Origin of the sequence: Streptomonospora arabica (genome assembly GCF_039531585.1) — a bacterium.
In the GTDB taxonomy this organism is placed as follows: Bacteria; Actinomycetota; Actinomycetes; order Streptosporangiales; family Streptosporangiaceae; genus Streptomonospora; species Streptomonospora halophila.
This window is the reverse complement of sequence record NZ_BAAAQI010000012.1, coordinates 1-19,357: the sequence shown is the minus strand read 5'-3', so window position 1 is coordinate 19,357 and position 19,357 is coordinate 1. Positions and strand designations below refer to the sequence as shown.

Annotated in this window: 15 protein-coding genes; all 15 read left to right on the top strand. The window is 72.9% G+C overall.

All coding sequences use genetic code 11. The features are described 5' to 3' along the window. Positions 1–14 precede the first annotated feature (14 nt). The 15 genes from prcA to ABD284_RS18010 all read left to right on the top strand — a co-directional run bounded on the left by prcA (position 15) and on the right by ABD284_RS18010 (position 19,080). Positions 15–785, top strand: a complete 771-nt coding sequence (gene prcA / locus ABD284_RS18080) for a proteasome subunit alpha (protein ID WP_344145172.1) — start codon at positions 15–17, stop codon at positions 783–785. Positions 786–968: 183 nt separating this feature from the next. Beyond that, positions 969–2,327 (top strand): Pup--protein ligase, encoded by a 1,359-nt coding sequence (pafA, locus tag ABD284_RS18075; protein ID WP_344144957.1) that lies wholly within the window; start codon positions 969–971, stop codon positions 2,325–2,327. A gap of 188 nt (positions 2,328–2,515) precedes the next feature. Then, on the top strand, positions 2,516–3,523 hold the full coding sequence (locus tag ABD284_RS18070) for an FKBP-type peptidyl-prolyl cis-trans isomerase (protein WP_344144955.1): 1,008 nt from the start codon (positions 2,516–2,518) through the stop codon (positions 3,521–3,523). Positions 3,524–3,738: 215 nt separating this feature from the next. Continuing rightward, entirely contained in the window at positions 3,739–5,820 is a 2,082-nt protein-coding gene (locus tag ABD284_RS18065) for a helix-turn-helix transcriptional regulator (protein ID WP_344144953.1), read from the top strand. A gap of 225 nt (positions 5,821–6,045) precedes the next feature. Next, a complete protein-coding gene (locus tag ABD284_RS18060; RefSeq protein ID WP_344144951.1) occupies positions 6,046–6,234 on the top strand; it encodes a hypothetical protein in 189 nt (62 codons plus the stop codon). Between the two features lie 62 nt (positions 6,235–6,296). After that, on the top strand, positions 6,297–6,632 hold the full coding sequence (gene tatA, locus ABD284_RS18055; RefSeq protein WP_344144949.1) for a Sec-independent protein translocase subunit TatA: 336 nt from the start codon (positions 6,297–6,299) through the stop codon (positions 6,630–6,632). A gap of 157 nt (positions 6,633–6,789) precedes the next feature. After that, complete coding sequence (gene tatC / locus ABD284_RS18050) at positions 6,790–7,599, top strand: twin-arginine translocase subunit TatC (protein ID WP_344144946.1); 810 nt, start codon at positions 6,790–6,792, stop codon at positions 7,597–7,599. A gap of 60 nt (positions 7,600–7,659) precedes the next feature. After that, positions 7,660–8,073, top strand: a complete 414-nt coding sequence (locus ABD284_RS18045; RefSeq protein ID WP_344144944.1) for a DUF397 domain-containing protein — start codon at positions 7,660–7,662, stop codon at positions 8,071–8,073. Positions 8,074–8,207: 134 nt separating this feature from the next. Beyond that, complete coding sequence (locus ABD284_RS18040; protein WP_344144942.1) at positions 8,208–11,057, top strand: DEAD/DEAH box helicase; 2,850 nt, start codon at positions 8,208–8,210, stop codon at positions 11,055–11,057. Between the two features lie 289 nt (positions 11,058–11,346). After that, complete coding sequence (locus tag ABD284_RS18035) at positions 11,347–12,480, top strand: glycosyltransferase family 4 protein (RefSeq protein ID WP_344144940.1); 1,134 nt, start codon at positions 11,347–11,349, stop codon at positions 12,478–12,480. A gap of 353 nt (positions 12,481–12,833) precedes the next feature. Further along, positions 12,834–14,006, top strand: a complete 1,173-nt coding sequence (locus ABD284_RS18030; RefSeq protein WP_344144938.1) for an acyl-CoA dehydrogenase family protein — start codon at positions 12,834–12,836, stop codon at positions 14,004–14,006. A gap of 181 nt (positions 14,007–14,187) precedes the next feature. After that, entirely contained in the window at positions 14,188–15,420 is a 1,233-nt protein-coding gene (locus ABD284_RS18025) for an ABC transporter ATP-binding protein (RefSeq protein WP_344144936.1), read from the top strand. Then, positions 15,413–16,720, top strand: a complete 1,308-nt coding sequence (locus ABD284_RS18020) for an ABC transporter substrate-binding protein (RefSeq protein ID WP_344144934.1) — start codon at positions 15,413–15,415, stop codon at positions 16,718–16,720. Before ABD284_RS18025 ends, ABD284_RS18020 begins: the two co-directional genes overlap by 8 nt. Positions 16,721–16,801: 81 nt before the next feature. After that, entirely contained in the window at positions 16,802–18,157 is a 1,356-nt protein-coding gene (locus ABD284_RS18015) for a carbohydrate ABC transporter permease (protein WP_344144932.1), read from the top strand. Then, positions 18,154–19,080, top strand: coding sequence for a carbohydrate ABC transporter permease (locus ABD284_RS18010; RefSeq protein ID WP_344144930.1), 927 nt, complete (start codon positions 18,154–18,156; stop codon positions 19,078–19,080). The genes ABD284_RS18015 and ABD284_RS18010 overlap by 4 nt, the downstream gene beginning before the upstream one ends. Positions 19,081–19,357 lie beyond the last annotated feature (277 nt).

The window sequence follows — 19,357 nt, the reverse complement described above, 5'->3', positions numbered from 1 at the left end:
GATTCGCGGTGTCGATGCCGTTCTACGTCTCGCCCGAACAGAGCATGAAGGACAAGGCCGACTATGCCCGCAAGGGCATCGCGCGCGGCCGAAGCGCCGTCGTCCTGCAGTACGACGGCGGCATCCTGTTCGTGGCCGACAACATCTCCCGGACCCTGCACAAGATCAGCGAGCTCTACGACCGCATCGCCTTCGCCGCGGTGGGCCGCTACAACGAGTTCGAGAACCTGCGGCAGATGGGCGTGCGCATGGCCGACGTGCGCGGCTACGCCTACGACCGCAGCGACGTCAGCGGGCGGGTGCTGGCCAACATCTACGCCCAGACCCTGGGCACCGTCTTCAGCGAGAGCAACAAGCCCTGGGAGGTGGAGATCGTCGTCGCCGAGGTGGGCGAGGACGCCGCCGCCGACCAGATCTACCGCATCACCTTCGACGGCTCGGTCGTCGACGAGCAGGGATTCCTCGCGATGGGCGGGTCGGCCGAGCAGGTCACCACCGCCCTCAAGGAGCGCTTCGACAAGGACGCCTCGCTGGGCGACGCGCTCAACGCGGCCGTGCACGCCCTGCGCCACGAGAACGGCGAGGAGCGCGACCTGGACGCCGGAGGCCTGGAGGTGGCCGTGCTGGAGCGCGAGCGGCGCGAGCACCGCAAGTTCCGCCGCATCACCGGCGACCGGCTCACCGGGCTCATGGAGGAGGGGGCGTCGTCGGCGGGCGGTTCCGGCGGCGGTGATTCGTCCGAGGAGGAGTCGGGCAGCGGGTCCGCACAGCAGAACGGCTCCTGACCCCGGTATCGGCGGGCGCGGTCCGGCTGCCGCGGCGCCCGCACGGGGTGCCCGGCGGCGGGGCCGCCCCCGCCGGGGCTCCAGGGTTTCCGGGCGGACCCCGCTGCCGATAAATACTCTGGGAGTCGTGCAGCGCTCCGGCGCCGGCCGGGGGCGGTGACAGGACGGGATTGGTGAGACCACATGGAACGTCGGATCTTCGGTCTGGAGAACGAATACGGCGTCACCTGCACGTTCCGGGGCCAGCGGCGGCTCTCCCCCGACGAGGTGGCGCGCTACCTGTTCCGCCGGGTGGTTTCCTGGGGCCGCAGCAGCAACGTGTTCCTGCGCAACGGCGCCCGGCTCTACCTCGACGTGGGCAGCCACCCCGAGTACGCCACTCCCGAGTGCGACAGCCTCGCCGACCTGGTCGCCCACGACAAGGCGGGCGAGCGCATCCTGGAGGGCCTGCAGGTCGACGCCGAGCAGCGGCTGCACGAAGAGGGCATCGCCGGCGAGATCTACCTGTTCAAGAACAACACCGACTCCGCCGGCAACTCCTACGGCTGCCACGAGAACTACCTGGTGGGCCGGCACGGCGAGTTCGGGCGGCTCGCCGACATCCTGATCCCGTTCCTGGTCACCCGCCAGATCATCTGCGGGGCGGGCAAGGTGCTGCAGACACCCAGGGGCGCGCTCTACTGCGTCAGCCAGCGCGCCGAGCACATCTGGGAGGGCGTCTCCTCGGCCACCACCCGCTCGCGGCCGATCATCAACACCCGCGACGAGCCGCACGCCGACGCCGAGCGCTTCCGCCGCCTGCACGTCATCGTGGGCGACTCCAACATGAGCGAGGTCACCACCCTGCTCAAGCTGGCCTCCACCGACCTGGTGCTGCGCATGGTCGAGAACGGCGTGGTCATGCGCGACTTCACGCTGGAGAACCCGATCCGCGCCATCCGGGAGGTCAGCCACGACATGACCGGGCGGCGCAAGGTGCGCCTGGCCAACGGGCGCGAGGCCAGCGCGCTGGAGATCCAGCGCGAGTACCTGGAGAAGGTGCAGAACTTCGTCGACCGCAACGGCACCGACGCCACGGGCAAGCGGGTGCTGGAGCTGTGGGCGCGCACGCTGGAGGCCGTCGAGACCCAGAACCTCGACCTGGTCGCGCGCGAGATCGACTGGGTGGCCAAGTACCTGCTGCTGGAGCGCTACCGCGCCAAGCACGGCCTGTCGCTGTCCTCGCCGCGGGTGGCCCAGCTCGACCTGACCTACCACGACATCTACCGCGACCGCGGCCTGTTCTACCTCATGCAGCGCAAGGGCCAGATGGACCGGGTGATCGGCGACCTGCAGACGTTCGAGGCCAAGTCGGTGCCCCCGCAGACCACGCGGGCCCGGCTGCGCGGCGAGTTCATCCGCAGGGCGCAGGAGAAGCGGCGCGACTTCACCGTCGACTGGGTCCACCTCAAGCTCAACGACCAGGCCCAGCGCACGGTGCTGTGCAAGGACCCGTTCAAGGCGGTCGACGAGCGCGTCGAGAAGCTCATCGCCGGCATGTAGTCCGGCGGTGCCGGTATGGAATCGGTATGCGGTCGCGCGACTCCGGCTCTTACGCTGTTCTCACCCCGCCGGGGCATTATTGGCGTTCCGATAGTGTGACGGGGACCCGAGCCGGATATTTGAGGTAGTGACCTATGCGACTGCGTGCCGCCGCCATCGCGGCGCCTTGCTTTGCTGTGCTGCTCGCGGTGACGAGCTGCAGTGCCATCCCCGAGGATTGGCGCACCCCCGCCTTCCTGAAGTCGGGCGAGGAGGAGCTCGACGACCGGCTGCCCGAGGTGAGCGGCGAATTCGGCAAGGAGCCCAAGGTCGACTTCAGCGGCAAGGCCCCGCCGCAGGAGCAGGTCTCCGGAGTGGTCGAGAAGGGCAGCGGCGAGAACGAGCTCATCCGCGACAGCGACATCGTCCAGGCCGATGTCGTGGAGTACCAGTGGACGGCCGAAGGCAAGGCCAAGCAGACCCAGTCCACCTACGAGGCCGACGCCCCGATCCTGCTCAACCTGGGCCAGCTGAACGAGGACCTCACCGAGAGCCTCGTCAACCAGCCGGTGGGCAGCCGGGTCGTCTACGCCTTCCCGCCCCAGGACCCGGCCCAGGCCCAGCAGCAGGGCCAGCCCTCGCCCAAGCCGGGCAGCTCGGTGTCGGTCCTGGACATCCACGAGCGCTACGGCGAGTCCGAAGTGGTCTCCGGTGAGCACACGAGCAACGGCGGCGACGGCATGCCCACCGTCAAGCAGCCCGGCCACGACGAGCCCGACATCACGATCCCCGAGGACACCGATCCTCCTGAGAAGCTGAAGACCGAGCAGCTGATCGAGGGCGACGGCCCGGAGGTCAAGGCCGGACAGCAGCTGGTCGTGCAGTACACCGGCGTGCAGTGGAAGAACGGCGAGACCTTCGACGCCACCTGGACCCGGCAGGGAGCCGAGGGCGTGCCCGCCACGTTCATCATCGGCGACGGCCAGGTCATCAAGGGCTGGGACAAGGGCCTGGTCGGCCAGAAGGTCGGCAGCCGCGTGCTGCTGGTCATCCCGCCGGACCTGGCCTACGGCGACAGCGCCGCGCAGCAGGGCGCGCCCGAGGGGACGCTGGTGTTCGTCGTCGACATCCTCGACGCGGTCAACAGCGCCCCGCCCGAGGAGCAGTCGGGCGGCGGCTCCGGAAGCGGCGGCGGTTCCGGCGGCGGGTCCTCCTAAGAACGAGCGGCGCGCGCCGCAGCGCCGCAGAGCACCGCTTTCGGGGCGTCCGGCCCGCATCGGCCGGGCGCCCCGAACGTTTCGCGCGGGGCGTGCCCGCATCCGGCCGGGCGTCCGCGCGCGGCGGGTTGTGCACGGCGCTCCGCGGACCCCTCGGGCGCGGTACCGTCGTGGCTGACAGGACCGCGGCTGCGGCGGAAGGGTAGGGGAGGTCCATGTCGCGCAAGAAGACCGAACGGCAGCTCAACCTGGTGATCTGCCTGCTGGCCACCCGGCGCTTCCTGACCGCGCGTGAGATCCGCTCCACGGTGGCCGGCTACGAGGACGCCGAGAGCGACGCCGCCTTCAAGCGGATGTTCGAGCGCGACAAGCGCGAGCTGCGCGACTCCGGCATCCCCATCGAGACCGGCGGCGGCGACCTGTGGAGCGACGACGAGGGCTACCGCATCCTGCGGTCCCACTACGAGCTCCCCGAGATCGAGCTGCTGGCCGACGAGGCCGCCGTTCTGGGCCTGGCCGCGCGGGCCTGGCGCCACGCCGCGCTGGGCGAGGCCGCGGCCAACGCGATCCTCAAGCTGCGTGCGGCCGGTGTGCCCGTCGACACCGACGCCGCGCCCGCCCTGACCCCGGTTCTGGGCACCGACGAGCCCGCGTTCCTGCCGATCTGGCAGGCGGTGCGCGACCGCCGCGCGGTCTCCTTCGACTACCGCAAGCCCGGCGACGAGGTCGCCCGGCGCCGCCGCGTGGAGCCCTGGGGCGTCGTCAACGTCCAGGGCCACTGGTACGTCGCCGGCTTCGACCGCGACCGCGCAGACCGCCGGGTGTTCCGGCTGGGCCGGATCGTCGGCGACGTCGAGATCGCCTCGTCCGGTCCGCCCGTCGAGGTGCCCGCCGACGTCGACGTCCGCTCGGTGGTGCGGCGCGGCCGCCCCAGCGAGGCCCGGGGCGTGGCGCGGGTGCGGGTGCGCGCCGACTCCGGCCACGAGCTGCGGCGCGGCGCCCAGCGCATCGCCGCCGGCGAGCACGCGGCGGGGGAGCGGCGCTGGGACCTGCTCGACCTGCCCTACACCGACGTCGCCGACCTTGTGGGAGCGGTGGCCCGGTTCGGCGACCGCGCCGTGATCGAGTCGCCCGCCGCGGCACGCGAGGCGATGGCGGCCCACCTGGCCGAGGTCGCGGCCCGCGACCCCGACCCCCGGGCGGCCGAGTCCGCCGCCGAGCCCGTGCCCGCGGCCGCCGGCCGCCGGCAGTCGGCCTCCTCCGAGCAGCTGCGCCGCCTGCTGATGCTCGTGCCCTACGCGCTCAGCCACGACGTGCGCGTGCCCGAGGTCGCCGCCCACTTCGGCCTGAGCCAGCGCCAGGTGCTCAAGGACCTGAGCCTGCTGTGGATGTGCGGTCTGCCCGGCTACACCCCCGGCGACCTGATCGACGTCGACATCGAGGCCGCCGAGGCCACCGGCGAGATCATCATCGGCAACGCCGACACCCTGGCCCAGCCGCTGCGGCTGACCGCCGACGAGGCCGCCAGCCTGGTCATCGGCGTCGACCTGCTGGGCGAGCTGCCCGGCGTCGCCGACAGCGAGGCGCTCAAGCGCGTCGGCGAGAAGCTGCGCGCCGCCGCCGCTGCCCCGCCCGGCGCGGGCGAGGCCGCGGGCGTGCACGGTGCCGGCGGCGCCGCGCCCGAGGACGGCGCTGCCGACCCGCTGGAGCGCCTGGCCGGATCGGTGGGCGTGCGCATCGAGCTGAGCGAGGAGGTGCGCGAGGTCCAGCGGCGCTGCGACGACGCGCTGCGCGCCGGGCAGCTGGTCCACCTGCGCTACCTGGCCGGCTACGCCGACGAGGTGACCGAGCGCGACGTCGACCCCATGGGCCTGGTGGTGCACGACGGCCACGCGTTCCTTGAGGGCTGGTGCCGGCTGCGCGGCGACGTGCGTCTGTTCCGCCTGGACCGCGTGCTGGATCTGACCGTGCTGCCCGAGGCGGCGCAGGTGCCCGCCCGGGCGCGGCGCCGCGACCTCAGCGAGGGCGTGCTGCAGCTGTCCGCCGACGACGCCCGCGTCACCCTGGAGCTGGAGCCGTCGGAGCGCTGGGTCACCGAGGAGTACCTGTGCTCCTCGGTGCACGAGCTCGACGGCGGCCGGGTGCGGGCGGTGCTGCGCACCCCGGCTCCGGAGTGGGTGTGCCGGCTGGCGCTGCGGTTGGGGCCGCGGGCGCGCGTGGTGGCCCCGGTCGAGCTCGCCGAGCGGGTGCGCGAACAGGCGCGGCGGGCCCTCGCCGCCTACGGCCCCGGCGGCTGACGGGCCGCCTGCGAGCATTCGGAGGCGGCGGCGCGCCGGAGGTCGCGCTCGGGCTCTTCCGGGCCGCGGGAGGGAGGCCTAGGATGACAGCGGTCGGATTTTTCGGCGTTTTGCCGTGCCCGCGGGCGGTGTAAGCTGCGCTCCCGGTCGCCGGTCGGGCGCCTGATCCGTCCGGTTCATCCCTCGTCCATCCCCATCGTGCTGTACAAGCAGTAAGCTGGAGCCGTGTTCGTGTTCGCTGTGCTGGCCGCGCTGACCCTGGTCGGGCTGATCTGCGTGGGCGTTCTCGCCCTGAGGATGCTCGCCCAGCTGCGCCGGCTCCAGCGGCAGCTCGCGCGGACCCGCGACGATGTCGAACCGGCATACGAAAGGCTGCGCGCCCTCACCGGGCGCGGGCGGGTGGACGCCCCATGACCCCGATTCAGGCGGGGCGTACCATCGATGGCGCAGGCGGCGCCGGGAAAAGAGGTTGAGACATGGGTTTCGATGCCCGCACTTTGCTCATTCTGCTGCTCATCGCGCTGGTGCTGTTCGGCGCGCGGCGGCTTCCCGACCTGGCGCGGTCCCTCGGCCGCAGTGCCCGGATCCTCAAGTCCGAGACCAAGGGCCTGACCGACGAGGAGACCGAGGACAAGGAGAAGCCGGACCAGCAGGCCCAGGCCCGCCAGGGCGACGAGTCCCGCGCCCAGGCCGGAACCGACGGCCGGGAGCAGCCGCAGCAGGACGGCCGCGCCGGCTACCCGGAGCTTCCGGCGGGCCAGCAGGTCGTCAACGAGAACGGCGAGCCCATCCGCCGCAGCTACGGCGGCTAGAGTTCGAACGGCGCCCCAGCCGCCGCCGGCGGAGGCGGGTGCCGCGCGGTCGGCGCACGGTGCGCCGACCGGTGTGTGAGTCAGGTCGGGTTCTAGGAGCGTAGCGGCGATGCAGGTGGGTCGAGCAGGGCGGCGGCAGAGAGACCCCGAAGGCCGCATGCCGCTGATGGATCACCTGCGCGAGCTGCGCAACCGCCTGGTCAAGGCGATGCTGTTCATCGCGGCGGGCACCGCGGTGGGCTATGTGGTCCACGATCCCGTCTGGGCCTGGCTCAACGAGCCCTACTGCTCCCTGCCGGCCGAGGTGCGCGGCGGCGAGCAGGGCTGCGACCTCATCTTCACCGGCGTGTTCGACCCGTTCTTCGTCGCCTTCCGCGTCTGGCTGATCGTGGGGCTGGCGGTCTCCTGCCCGTTCTGGCTCTACCAGCTGTGGGCCTTCCTCGCCCCTGCGCTCAACGGCCGCGAGAAGCGCTACACCTACGTGTTCGTGCCCCTGGCCGCGGTGCTGTTCGTGGCCGGTGCGACCCTCGCCTACTACATCACCGGCATCGCGATGTCCGTGCTGTTCGGCTTCGCGCCCGAAGACGTGATGCCGATGATCACGATCACCAACTACCTGGGCTACATGACCCTGATGATGGTGGTGTTCGGGCTGGGGTTCGTGACCCCGCTGCTGGTGGCCCTGCTGAACCTGATGGGCGTCGTCACCCACGAGGCGCTGGCGCGCTCCCGCCGGATGATCCTGTTCGGCATCTTCGTGCTCTCGGCGGTCGTCACCCCCGCCGAGCCGCTGTCGATGCTGGCGCTGGCCATCCCGCTCATCCTGCTCTTCGAGGCCGCCGAGCTGTTCTGCTTCGTCAACGACCGGCGCCGGCGCACGAACGACGGGCTGGCGGGGCTCGACGACGACGAGATCTCCCCGCTCGATGACGCGGAGTCCGAGGCCGACGCCGAACCGAGGCGCTAGTCTCGGATACGCCGATCCCCGACCAGCGGGGTGGATCCGACGCCGCCGAGGAGCAGTCTGATGGACGACGCCACTCCCACCCGCCGGGACCTGCCGCCCGAGGCCAAGGGCAACTCCAAGTGGCACGACACCACCCACGCCGTCTGGAAGCGCTCCTCCCTCTCGCGCGAGGACTCCTCGGCCGTGGTCGAGGTCGCCAAGTTCGACGACGGCTACCGCGCGGTGCGCGACGGCAAGCACCCCGAGAAGGGCACCCTGTTCTTCACCCCCGCCGAGTGGGAGGCGTTCGTGCTGGGTGCCAAGGACGGCGAGTTCGACATCCCCGAGGAGTACCTCACGGCTGAGGAGGCCGCCGTCCAGCGCGGCGAGGTCCCGGTGACCGCGGTGGTCGCACCCGGTTCTCCCGGCGCCGAGCAGGACTCGGGCGGGGCCCGCGGCCGCGAGGGCCGCGACGGGGGCGCCGCGGCGAGCTGACCCGCGCCCGCTCGGGCGCACGGGCCGGGCGCCGGGTTCTCCGCCGGGGCCGGCTCCGAACCCGCCTGGCACGGGGGCGGGGCGCGCTGCGCCACGTGCGCTTCACCCGCCGCAACGCCATAGGCTTGGTGGATATGAGTACCCACGCCGCGCGGTACGCCGCCTTCCGTCGGCGCCAAGCCGAATCCAGCGCCGCCATCGAGGAGTTCCAGGGGCTCTACGGCTTCGAGTTCGACCGCTTCCAGCTGCGCGCCTGCAAGGCGCTGGAGGCGGGGGACGGGGTGCTGGTGGCGGCGCCCACCGGATCGGGCAAGACCGTCGTGGGTGAGTACGCCGTGCACCTGGCGCTGCGCGACGGCGCCAAGTGCTTCTACACCACCCCCATCAAGGCGCTGTCCAACCAGAAGTACACCGACCTGGTACGCCGCTACGGCGCCGAACGGGTCGGCCTGCTCACCGGCGACAACACGGTCAACGGCGAGGCGCCCATCGTGGTCATGACCACCGAGGTGCTGCGCAACATGCTCTACGCCGGCTCGCACACCCTCGGGGGCCTGGCGTATGTGGTCATGGACGAGGTGCACTACCTCGCCGACCGCTTCCGCGGCGCCGTGTGGGAGGAGGTCATCATCCACCTCCCCGAGTCGGTGCGGGTGGTGGCGCTGTCGGCCACCGTCAGCAACGCCGAGGAGTTCGGCGAGTGGATGCAGCAGGTGCGCGGCGAGACCACGGTCATCGTCGACGAGAAGCGCCCGGTGCCGCTGTGGCAGCACGTCATGGCCGGAAAGCGGATCCACGACCTGTTCGTGCCGGTCGACGAGGCGGCCGACGGCCAGGGCGGCGAGGACGGCCAGGGGCCGGGCCGGGGCGGCAAGCGCACCCGCAAGCGCGACCGCAAGGCCGACTCCCGCCCCGCCGAGATCATGGTCAACGGCGAGCGCATGGCGGTGAACCCGCGGCTGATCCGCCTCGCCCAGGAGGACGACCGCATCACCCAGCTGGCGCACCGCCGGCGCCATCCCCAGGCGCGGGCGCGCACCTCCGCGCGGCCGCGCGCCAAGTACGCGCCGCCGAGCCGGGTGCAGATCATCGACGAGCTCGACCGCGAGGGCCTGCTGCCCGCGATCGTGTTCGTCTTCAGCCGCGCCGGCTGCGACGACGCCGTGCGCCAGTGCATGTACTCGGGCCTGGCCCTGACCACCGAGGAGGAGGCCGCGGAGATCCGCGCCTACGCCGAGCGCCAGTGCTCCGACATCCCCGCCGCCGACCTGCGGGTGCTGGGCTACGACGAATGGCTGCGCGCCCTGGAGCACGGCGTGGCCGCCCACCACGCGGGCATGCTGCCGACGTTCAAGGAGGTCGTGGAGACCCTGTTCTCCCGCGGCCTCATCCGCGCGGTCTTCGCGACCGAGACCCTGGCGCTGGGGATCAACATGCCGGCGCGCACCGTGGTCATCGAGAAGCTCGACAAGTGGAACGGCGAGACCCACGCCGCGCTGACGGCGGGGGAGTACACCCAGCTGACCGGGCGCGCCGGGCGGCGCGGGATCGACGTCGAGGGCCACGCCGTGGTCGTCTGGCAGCCCGGCACCGACCCCGAGTCCGTCGCCGGCCTGGCCAGCACCCGCACCTACCCGCTGAACTCCAGCTTCCAGCCCTCCTACAACATGGCGGTCAACCTCGTGGGCCAGGTGGGCCGTGAGCGCAGCCGCACCATGCTGGAGGCCTCCTTCGCCCAGTTCCAGGCCGACCGGGCGGTCGTGGGCCTGAGCCGCCAGATGCGCAAGCAGGAGGAGGCCCTTGCGGGCTACGCGCAGGCGGCGACGTGCCACCTGGGCGACTTCATGGAGTACGCGGGGATGCGGCGCGAGCTCAGCGACCGCGAGAACCAGGCGGCCAAGGGCCGCAGCGCGCGCCGCCGCGAGGAGGCGGTGCGCAGTCTGGAGCGGCTGCGCGCCGGCGACATCATCCGGGTCCCCTCGGGGCGCCACACGGGCTTCGCGGTCGTGCTCGACCCGGGTCTGCGCGGCGACGTGCCCGCCCCCCTGGTGCTGACGGTCAAGCGCCAGGTCAAGCGGGTCAACGCAGCGGACTTCCCGGTTCCGGTGGAGCCGGCCGGGCGGCTGCGCATCCCGAAGAACTTCTCGGCCCGCTCGGCGCAGTCGCGCACCGACCTGGCGTCCTCGCTGCGCAACAAGCTCGACAGGACCGGCGGCGTCGACCCGGGCAAGCAGGGCCGCGGCGACGACACCGAGGACCCCGAGATCACCCGCCTGCGCAGGGAGCTGCGGCAGCACCCGTGCCACGGCTGCGACGACCGCGAGGACCACGCCCGCTGGGCCGAGCGGTATTTCCGGCTGCGCAAGGAGACCGATTCGCTGCGCAGCCGCGTCGAGGGGCGCTCGCACGTGATCGCCCGGACCTTCGACCGGGTCTGCGGCGTGCTGGACACCCTGGAGTACCTCGACGGCGACACGGTCACCGACGAGGGGTCCCGCCTGGCCAAGGTCTACTCCGAACTGGACCTGCTGGTCTCGGAGTGCCTGCGCCGAGGCCTGTGGGAGGAGCTGGACCCCCAGGATCTGGCCACGTGCGTGGCCTCGCTGGTCTACGAGTCGCGTCGCAACGACGACTCGTTCCCGCGGGTGCCCGACGGCCCGCCCGCGGCGGTGCTGGAGGAGATGGAGCGGCTCTGGGGCGAGCTGCACGAGGTCGAGCGCGACAACGGCGTGGCGTTCCTGCGCCGGCCCGATCTCGGGTTCGTGTGGACCACCCACCGCTGGGCGCGCGGCGACCGGCTCGACCGCATCCTCGGCGAGGCGGACATGCCCGCCGGCGACTTCGTGCGCACCACCAAGCAGCTGGTCGACATGCTCGGCCAGATCGCCGGCGCCGCACCCGAGGACAGCGGCGTCCGCCGCAGCGCGCGCCGCGCCGTGGACCTGGTCCGCCGCGGCGTGGTCGCCTTCTCCTCGGTGGGCTGACCCGCTCCGCGGTGCGGCCGCGCCGCGCCGGGGCGGGGCCGAAGCGCCCGGCGCGCGGGGTCCGACGTGTGGCCCGTCACGGTTGGCATGCCCCGTCGCGGGCGCCGGTGCGCGAGCGGCACAATGGCGGTGTCGGCCGTCAGGGGGCGGCCGGCAGGGGACGGCGCGGGGGCGCCGGTTCCTCCGGCGTGAGCGGAGCGGTGAGCGGCGCCGCGGTTGTCCGCGGCCTGTGCGGATACTGCAGGAGCCGAGGAACTCGACGGCCATCGAGCCGTTGCCATGACGAGCTATGCGGGGGTCCACCATGGCGGCGCGCACGCTGCTGGTCACCAACGACTTTCCCGGCCGCGGGGGCGGGGCCGAGACCTTCGGGAGTCGGCTGGCCCGCCACCTGGCCGGCCGCGACGGCCTGGGCGTCGTCGTGCACACCGTCGCGGCGGGCACCGGCGGGTTCGACGACCACCAGGACTATCCGATCGAGCGCGACGCCGGCCCGCGGCTGCTGCCGACGCGGCGCACCGCGCGGCGCGTGGCGGGGCTGATGCGCGGCTACGGCTGCGACCGGGTCCTGCTGGCCGAGGCCGGGCTGGGGCTGATGGCGTCGACCGTGCGCGCGGCCGCCGACGGAGAGGTGGTGGCCGCCACGCGCGGGGCCGGCGCCTGGGGCCCGGCCGCGCGGCCGATCCTGCGCCGCATCGCCGCCGGAGCCGACGTGCTCGCCTGCCCGAACGAGGACGCCCGGATACGGGTGGAGCGGGTGCTGGCGCCCGACTCGCGGGTGCGGCTGGTGCGCCTGGCCGAGGGGGTGGACGCCGGATTCTTCCGGCCCGGCGCGGACGGGGCGCCGCTGCGGAGCGAGCACGGGCTGGGGGAGGGCCCCGTGATCCTGTGCGCGGGCGCCCGCCTGGTGCGCGACAGCGGAGCCGACAGCCTGGTGCGGGCCATGACCTGGCTGCGGGTGCGCTTTCCCGGCGTGCGGCTGCTGGTGGCCGGAGAGGGGCCGGACCTGCGGCGGCTGCGCGAGCTGGCCGCCTGGGCGGGGGTCGAGCGGCAGGTGGCCTTCGCCGGGCCCTTCACCCGGGCCGAACTGCCCGCGCTCTACGCCGCCGCGGACGTCTTCGCGCTGCCGTGCCGGACCGATTCGGGCCGCCGCAACGCCGATGCGGGGGCGCGGCTGCTGGAGGCCGCGGCCTGCGGCCGACCGGTGGTCGCCGGCCGGGCGGCCGCGGGGGAGCGCGTGCGCCACGGCGAGACCGGCTACGTGGTCGACGGCGGCGACGCGCGCTCGGTCGCCGGGAAGCTGTCGCTGCTGCTGGCCGACCCCGACACCGCGCGCGCGATGGGCGAGCGGGGCCGCGACCGGGTGTGCCGGGAGTGGACGTGGGAGCGGATGCTGGCACGGCTGGAGCCGATCGCCGAGTGACCGTCCGGTCCGCGGAGGCCGGGACAACCGTCGGCGCGTGCGCCGGCACCGGATCGGGCGGCGGGCGCCCTGTCCCGGGGGCGGTGGAGGACCGCGGGGGCCGGGGTGGCACGCCTGAGCCGGTCGGGCCCGCGGCCGGAAGACCCCGTCGGCATCACTGCGGGTTGCGGGGCGCGCAGCCGGGTTCACCGCCGGGTCGCGCTCCCGCGTCTTCGTCTACCGACTCCCCGGGGGCCGCCGCCGGAGGCGGCGCGCCGGTCGCTCGCTATATAGTAGGCCTTCCTAGTAACAATTAGGATGTCCGACTAGTTCGCGGCGGCGATCCCGCCCGACGACTCCAGGGGAGCGAAGGCATGGCCCACGAGCCCGTCCTGCCCACACCCGAGGCCGCAGACCTGCTGGATCTGGTCCGCGACATCGCCGACAGGGAGCTGGCGCCCCGGGCCGCCCGCGACGAGGAGCGGGGCGCCTTCCCCCGCGACGCCTTCGGCCTGCTGGGCGACGCCGGGCTGCTGGGCCTGCCCTACCCGGCCGCCTACGGCGGCGGCGAGCAGCCCTACGAGGTCTACCTGCAGGTCGTTGAGGAGCTGGCCGCCCGCTGGCTGGCCGTGGGGCTGGGGCTGAGCGTGCACACGCTGTCCTGCTTCCCGCTGGCAGCCTACGGCACCGAGGAGCAGCGCGCCGGGCTGCTGCCCGGGATGATCGGCGGCGGGCGGCTGGGCGCCTACTGCCTGTCGGAGGCCCAGTCCGGCTCCGACGCCGCGGCCATGACCACCCGAGCCCGCCGCGGGGACGGCGGCTACACGGTCGAGGGCGCCAAGTCCTGGATCACCCACGGCGGGGTCGCCGACTTCTACACCGTCTTCGCCCGCACCGGCGAGCCCGGTTCGGGCGCCCGCGGGATCAGCTGCTTCCACGTGACCGCCGACACTCCGGGCGTTGAGGCCGACCCGCCCGAGCGCAAGATGGGCATGGCGTCCTCGCCCACCGCGGTCGTGCACTTCGACGGCGCGCGCACCGAGCAGCGCATCGGCGACGAGGGCCAGGGGTTCGCCGTCGCGCTGGCGGCACTGGACTCCGGGCGGCTGGGCATCGCCGCCTGCGCCGTCGGCCTGGCCCAGGCGGCGCTCGACCTTGCCGTGGCCCATTCCCGCGCCCGCCGCCAGTTCGACCGGCCGATCGGCGACTTCCAGGGCCTGTCGTTCATGCTCGCCGACATGGCCACCGGCGTCGAGGCGGCGCGGCAGCTCTACCTCGCCGCCGCCCGGCGGCGCGACGCGGGCCTGCCCTTCGGCACCCGGGCGGCCATGGCCAAGCTCTTCGCCACCGACACCGCCATGCGCGTCACCACCGACGCCGTCCAGGTCCTCGGCGGCTCGGGCTACACCCGCGACCTGCCCGCCGAGCGGCTGATGCGCGAAGCCAAGGTACTGCAGATCGTCGAGGGCACCAACCAGGTCCAGCGCATGGTGATCGGCCGCGACCTGGCCCGATCCGCCGACGCGTCCGCACGGCCCCCGCAGTAGCGGATACAGCTTTGTAACAGGGGGTTCCCGGCCCCTGGGCAGCCGCGACATGCCCTGATACAAGAGGGCCAGTGCTGCTGCGGCACGGGTCACAAACCCGTGTGACGCAGACCGGCCTCACCCCGCGGTCGACGACTGCCGGCCGCGGTGTGTCCGAACGGCGCGGTACACGGAGGAGAATATGGCGCAGGTCCGACTGTCCGGCATCGGCAAGACCTATCCGGACGGGACGAGCGCGGTGGCGGGGCTCGACCTCGACATCGCGGAGGGCGAGTTCCTGGTTCTGGTGGGGCCCTCGGGCTGCGGGAAGACGACGGCGTTACGCATGGTCGCCGGGCTCGAGGAGATCACCTCGGGCACGCTGGCCATCGGCGACCGCGTCGTCAACCGCACACCCGCCCGCGACCGCGACGTGGCCATGGTGTTCCAGAGCTACGCCCTCTACCCCCACCTTTCGGTGCGCGACAACATCGCCTTCGGGCTGCAGCTGCGCAAGCTCCCCAAGCGCGAGATCAAGCAGCGGGTGGAGGCGGCCGCCGAGACGCTGGGCCTGAGCGAGCACCTCGACCGCCGCCCCCGCAACCTCTCCGGCGGACAGCGCCAGCGGGTGGCCATGGGCCGGGCGATCGTGCGCCAGCCGCAGGCCTTCCTGATGGACGAGCCGCTGAGCAACCTCGACGCCAAGCTGCGCGTGCAGATGCGGGCCGAGATCTCCCGCCTCCAGCGCGACCTGGGCGTGACCACGCTCTACGTCACCCACGACCAGGTCGAGGCGATGACCCTGGGCGACCGGGTGGCCGTGCTGAAGAAGGGCGTCCTGCAGCAGGTCGCGCCGCCCCAGGAGCTGTACAACCGCCCGGCCAACCTGTTCGTCGCCGGCTTCATCGGGTCGCCGTCGATGAACCTCTTCCAGGCCCGTCTCGAGGCCGACGGGCCGGGGGCGCGCCTGGAGCTGGGCGGGCAGCGTCTGGCCGTGCCCGCCGGCCTGCTGGACGAGCGCCCCCGCCTGCGCGACTACCTCGGCGGCGAGATCGCCGTGGGCATCCGCCCCGAGGACATGGACGACGCCGACCTCGGCGGCGCCGACGGTGGCGCGGTCCTGACCTCGACCACCGACCTCGTCGAGGCGCTCGGCGCCGAACTGCTGGTGCACTTCCGGCTGTCGGCTCCGCCGGTGGTCACCGAGGACACCAAGGAACTCGCCCGGGACGCCGGCGCCGACCAGATCGACGCCGCCGCTCCGGACAGCGACGCCATCGCCCGGTTCAGCCCCCGCTCGCAGACCGCACCCGGTGAGCCGGTGCGGGTGCGGGTGGACACCGGGCGGCTGTATTTCTTCGACCCCGCCACGGGAGACGGCATCTGGGGCGAGCCGGCTTCCACCACCCAGCCGAAGGAGGGAACACATGCGTGAGCACATGTGGAGGGGGCGCGGCGCGCTCGCGGTGACCGCGGCCGCTGCGCTGGTCGCGGCGAGCGCCTGCAGCCCCGGAGCGACGCAGTCCGGCGGCGCCGGCGACCTGGCCGGCGTGGAGCTGCTGGTGGCGGCCAAGTGGACCGGTGTGGAGCAGGAGAACTTCACCGAGGTGCTGGCCGGGTTCGAGGAGGAGACGGGAGCGACCGTCACCTACGAGTCCACCGGCGAGGACACCGGCGCCTACCTCGGCCCCAAGATCGAGGCCGGCGAGCCGCCGGACGTGGCCGTCCTGCCCCAGCCCGGCCTGGTCCGGGAGTACGCCGCCCAGGACGCCCTCGTGCCGCTGTCGGGCGACGCGGCCTCGGCGCTGGAGAAGAACTACACCGGCTACTGGCGCGATCTGGGCTCGGTCGACGGCGACGCCTACGGCGTGCTGCTCAAGGCCGCGCACAAGTCGATCATCTGGTACCGGCCCGACGCCTTCGACCAGGCGGGCGTCAGCCCGCCCGAGACCTGGGACGACCTTACCGGCACCACCGTCGGCACGCTCTCCGACGCCGGGATCACCCCCTTCGCCATGTGCGGCGCCTCGGGCTGGACGCTGACCGACTGGTTCGAGAACGTCTACCTGTCCCAGGCCGGACCCGAGAAGTACGACCAGTTGGTGGCCCACGAGATCCCCTGGACCGACGACAGCGTCGTGCAGACCCTGGAGACCCTCGCCGATGTGTGGGGCAAGGAGGACTGGATGGCCGGCGGCACCGAAGGCGCGGTGCAGACCGACTTCCCGACCTGCGTCTCGCAGGTCTTCGGCCAGGAGCAGGCCGCCATGGTCTACGAGGCCGACTTCGTGGCGGCCAGCGCCCAGGAGGCCGGTGCCACCGTCGGCGAGACCGCGCAGGCCTTCCCCTTCCCGGCCGTGGGCGAGGACGCACCGGTCGTGGTCGGCGGCGACATCGCCGTGGCCATGAGCGAGGCCGAGGGCGTCCAGCGGCTGATGGCCTACCTCGCCTCGCCGGAGGCCCAGACCACCTGGGCCGGGCTGGGCGGCTACCTCTCGGCCAACTCCCAGGTCGAGGCCGACGCCTACCCCGACGAGTTCACCCAGACCCTGGCGCAGACCATCCTGGAGGCCGGGGACGACGTCCGCTACGACCTCTCCGACCAGGTGCCCAGCCAGTTCGGCGCCACCGAGGGCAAGGGGATGTGGGCGGTCCTGCAGGACTACCTGCGCGACCCGAGCGATCCCGAGGGGGCGGCCGAAAAGCTCGAACAGGCCGCCTCGAACGCGGAGTAGCCCCATGACGACGGCGACGACAACCAGTACGCCGGCGCCGCCGCGCGAGCGGCGGCCCGGCGGGAAAGGCGGCCGCCTGCGATGACCGCCGACACCGCCGACACCGCCGGCCCCGCTCCCGCGGCGGAGCGGGCCGGCGGCCCCGCCCCCCGGGGCCGCCTCGGCCCGCCCGCCTGGCTGGCCGTGTTCTTCCTGCTGCCCGCGCTGCTGTTCCTCGGGATCTACGTCGTCTACCCGATCCTGTTCTCGGTCTACCGCAGCCTGTGGGACGCCCCGGGCACCGAGTTCGTCGGGCTCGACAACTACGCGCGCATGTTCACCCGCGCCGACACCTTCATCGCCCTGCGCAACAACGTCGTCTGGATCGCGGTCGCCCCGGCCGTGGTGACGGTGGCCGGCCTCGTCTTCGCGGTGCTGACCGAGCGCATCCGCTGGTCGACGGCCTTCAAGATCGTCGTGTTCATGCCGATGGCGATCTCCTTCCTCGCCTCCGGCGTGATCTTCCGGCTCGTCTACGAGCAGGACCCCGACCGGGGCCTGGCCAACGCGGTCATCACCACCGTCCAGGACACCGTCGCGCCGACCGGCGCCTACCCCGGCGCGGAGCCGCGCGAGGGCGTGCCGCTGGAGGAGACACCCGGGGGCGGGTACCGGCTCGCCGAGCCCGTCACCCCCGGAGACACGGTCACGATCCCACTGGTGGGCGTGAACAGCGACGAGCTGCCCAGCGACACCGAGCACGCCGCCCGGCCGCAGGCCTCCCCGGACGGGGTCGCCGGCACGGTCTGGGTGGACTTCACCCGCGGAGGCGGCGGCCGGGAGGGGGAGATCGACTCCACCGAGACCGGTCTGCCCGCGCTGCGCGTGGAGGCCGTGCGCGACGGCGAAGCGGTCGCGACCGCCACCACGGCGGCGGACGGCACCTTCACGCTGACCGGGCTGGAGGGCGGCGACCACACCTTGCGGCTGGCCGCATCCAACTTCTCCGAGCCCTACAACGGCCTGACGTGGCTGGGGCCCACGCTCATCACGCCCTCCATCATCGCCGCCTACCTGTGGGTGTGGGCCGGGTTCGCCATGGTGCTGATCGCCGCCGGGCTCTCGGCCATCCCCCGGGAGGCGCTGGAGGCCGCCCGGGTCGACGGGGCCACCGAGTGGCAGGTGTTTCGGCGGGTGACCGTCCCGCTGCTCTCACCGGTGCTCATGGTGGTATTCGTGACCCTGATGATCTACGTCCTGAAGATCTTCGACCTGGTGTTCGTGATCGCACCGGGATCGGTGCGGGCCGACGCCAACGTGCTGGCGCTGGAGATGTGGCAGGTCTCCTTCGGCATCAACGACCAGGGACTGGGCAGTGCGCTGGCGGTCTTCCTGCTCCTGCTGGTCGTGCCCGCGATGGTCTTCCAGATCCGACGGTTCCGCCGGGAGGACTCATGAGCACACAGGTGGAGCCGGCCGGGCCGGACGCGGGGCCCGCTCCGGCCGAGCCGGGCGGCGAGGGCGCGCCGCGCCGGTCGGTGGCCGCGCGGCTGGTGGCCCGCACGGGATCGGGCGCGGTGCAGGTGGTGCTGATCCTCATCGCCCTGTTCTGGCTCGTGCCGACCCTGGGGCTGCTGTTCTCCAGCCTGCGCTCGCCCCAGGACAACGCGGCCTCGGGCTGGTGGGCGGTGCTGACCAAGCCCTCCCAGCTGACCCTGCAGAACTACGCCGAACTGCTGGACAACCCCGACTTCGTCGCGTCCTTCGGCAACACGGTGCTGATCACGGTGCCCTCCACCGTGCTCATCGTGGTGGTGGCCTCGCTGGCGGCCTACGCCTTCGCCTGGCTGGAGTTCCCCGGGCGCGACTGGCTGTTCTTGGCCGTGGTGGGCCTGCTGGTGGTGCCGCTCCAGGTGGCGCTGGTGCCCATCTCCAGCCTCTACGGCGGCACCCCGCTCTACGGGTCGATCCCGGCGGTGGTGCTGTTCCACGTGGGCTTCGGGCTGCCGTTCGGCATCTTCCTGCTGCGCAACTTCTTCGCGGCAATCCCGCGCGACCTGCTGGAGGCGGCGCGCATGGACGGCGGCAAGGAGCTGACGATCTTCCGGCGGGTGATCCTGCCGCTGGGCGGCCCGGCGATCGCCTCGCTGGGGATCTTCCAGTTCCTGTGGGTCTGGAACGACCTGCTGGTGGCGCTGGTCTTCGCCTCGGAGGCCAGCCAGCCCATGACCGTGGCGCTGCAGTCGGAGATGCGCCAGTTCGGCGCCAACATCGACGTGATCTCCGCCGGAGCGTTCCTGTCGATGGTCGTGCCGCTGCTGGTGTTCTTCGCCTTTCAGCGGTACTTCGTGCAGGGCGTGATGGCCGGCGCGGTCAAGTGACCCGCCCGCCCGCCTGAGCGGCGGCGCACAGGCCGACGGGCCCCGGAACACGCGTTCCGGGGCCCGTCGGCTGCTGCGGGCCCGCGCCGGACGCCGCCGGCGAGTGCGGCCTCCGGCGGGAGGGGAGCGGGGCCCGCCGCGGAGGGGCGGCTAGGCCCTGTTTAAGAAGGTGTCGTTGCGAGGTCGCGCAGCCAGATGTCGATCACGGCGATGTGGACCGTGGCCTCGTAGCGCAGGGCGAGCTTGTCGAAGCGCGTGGCCACCGCCCGGAACTGCT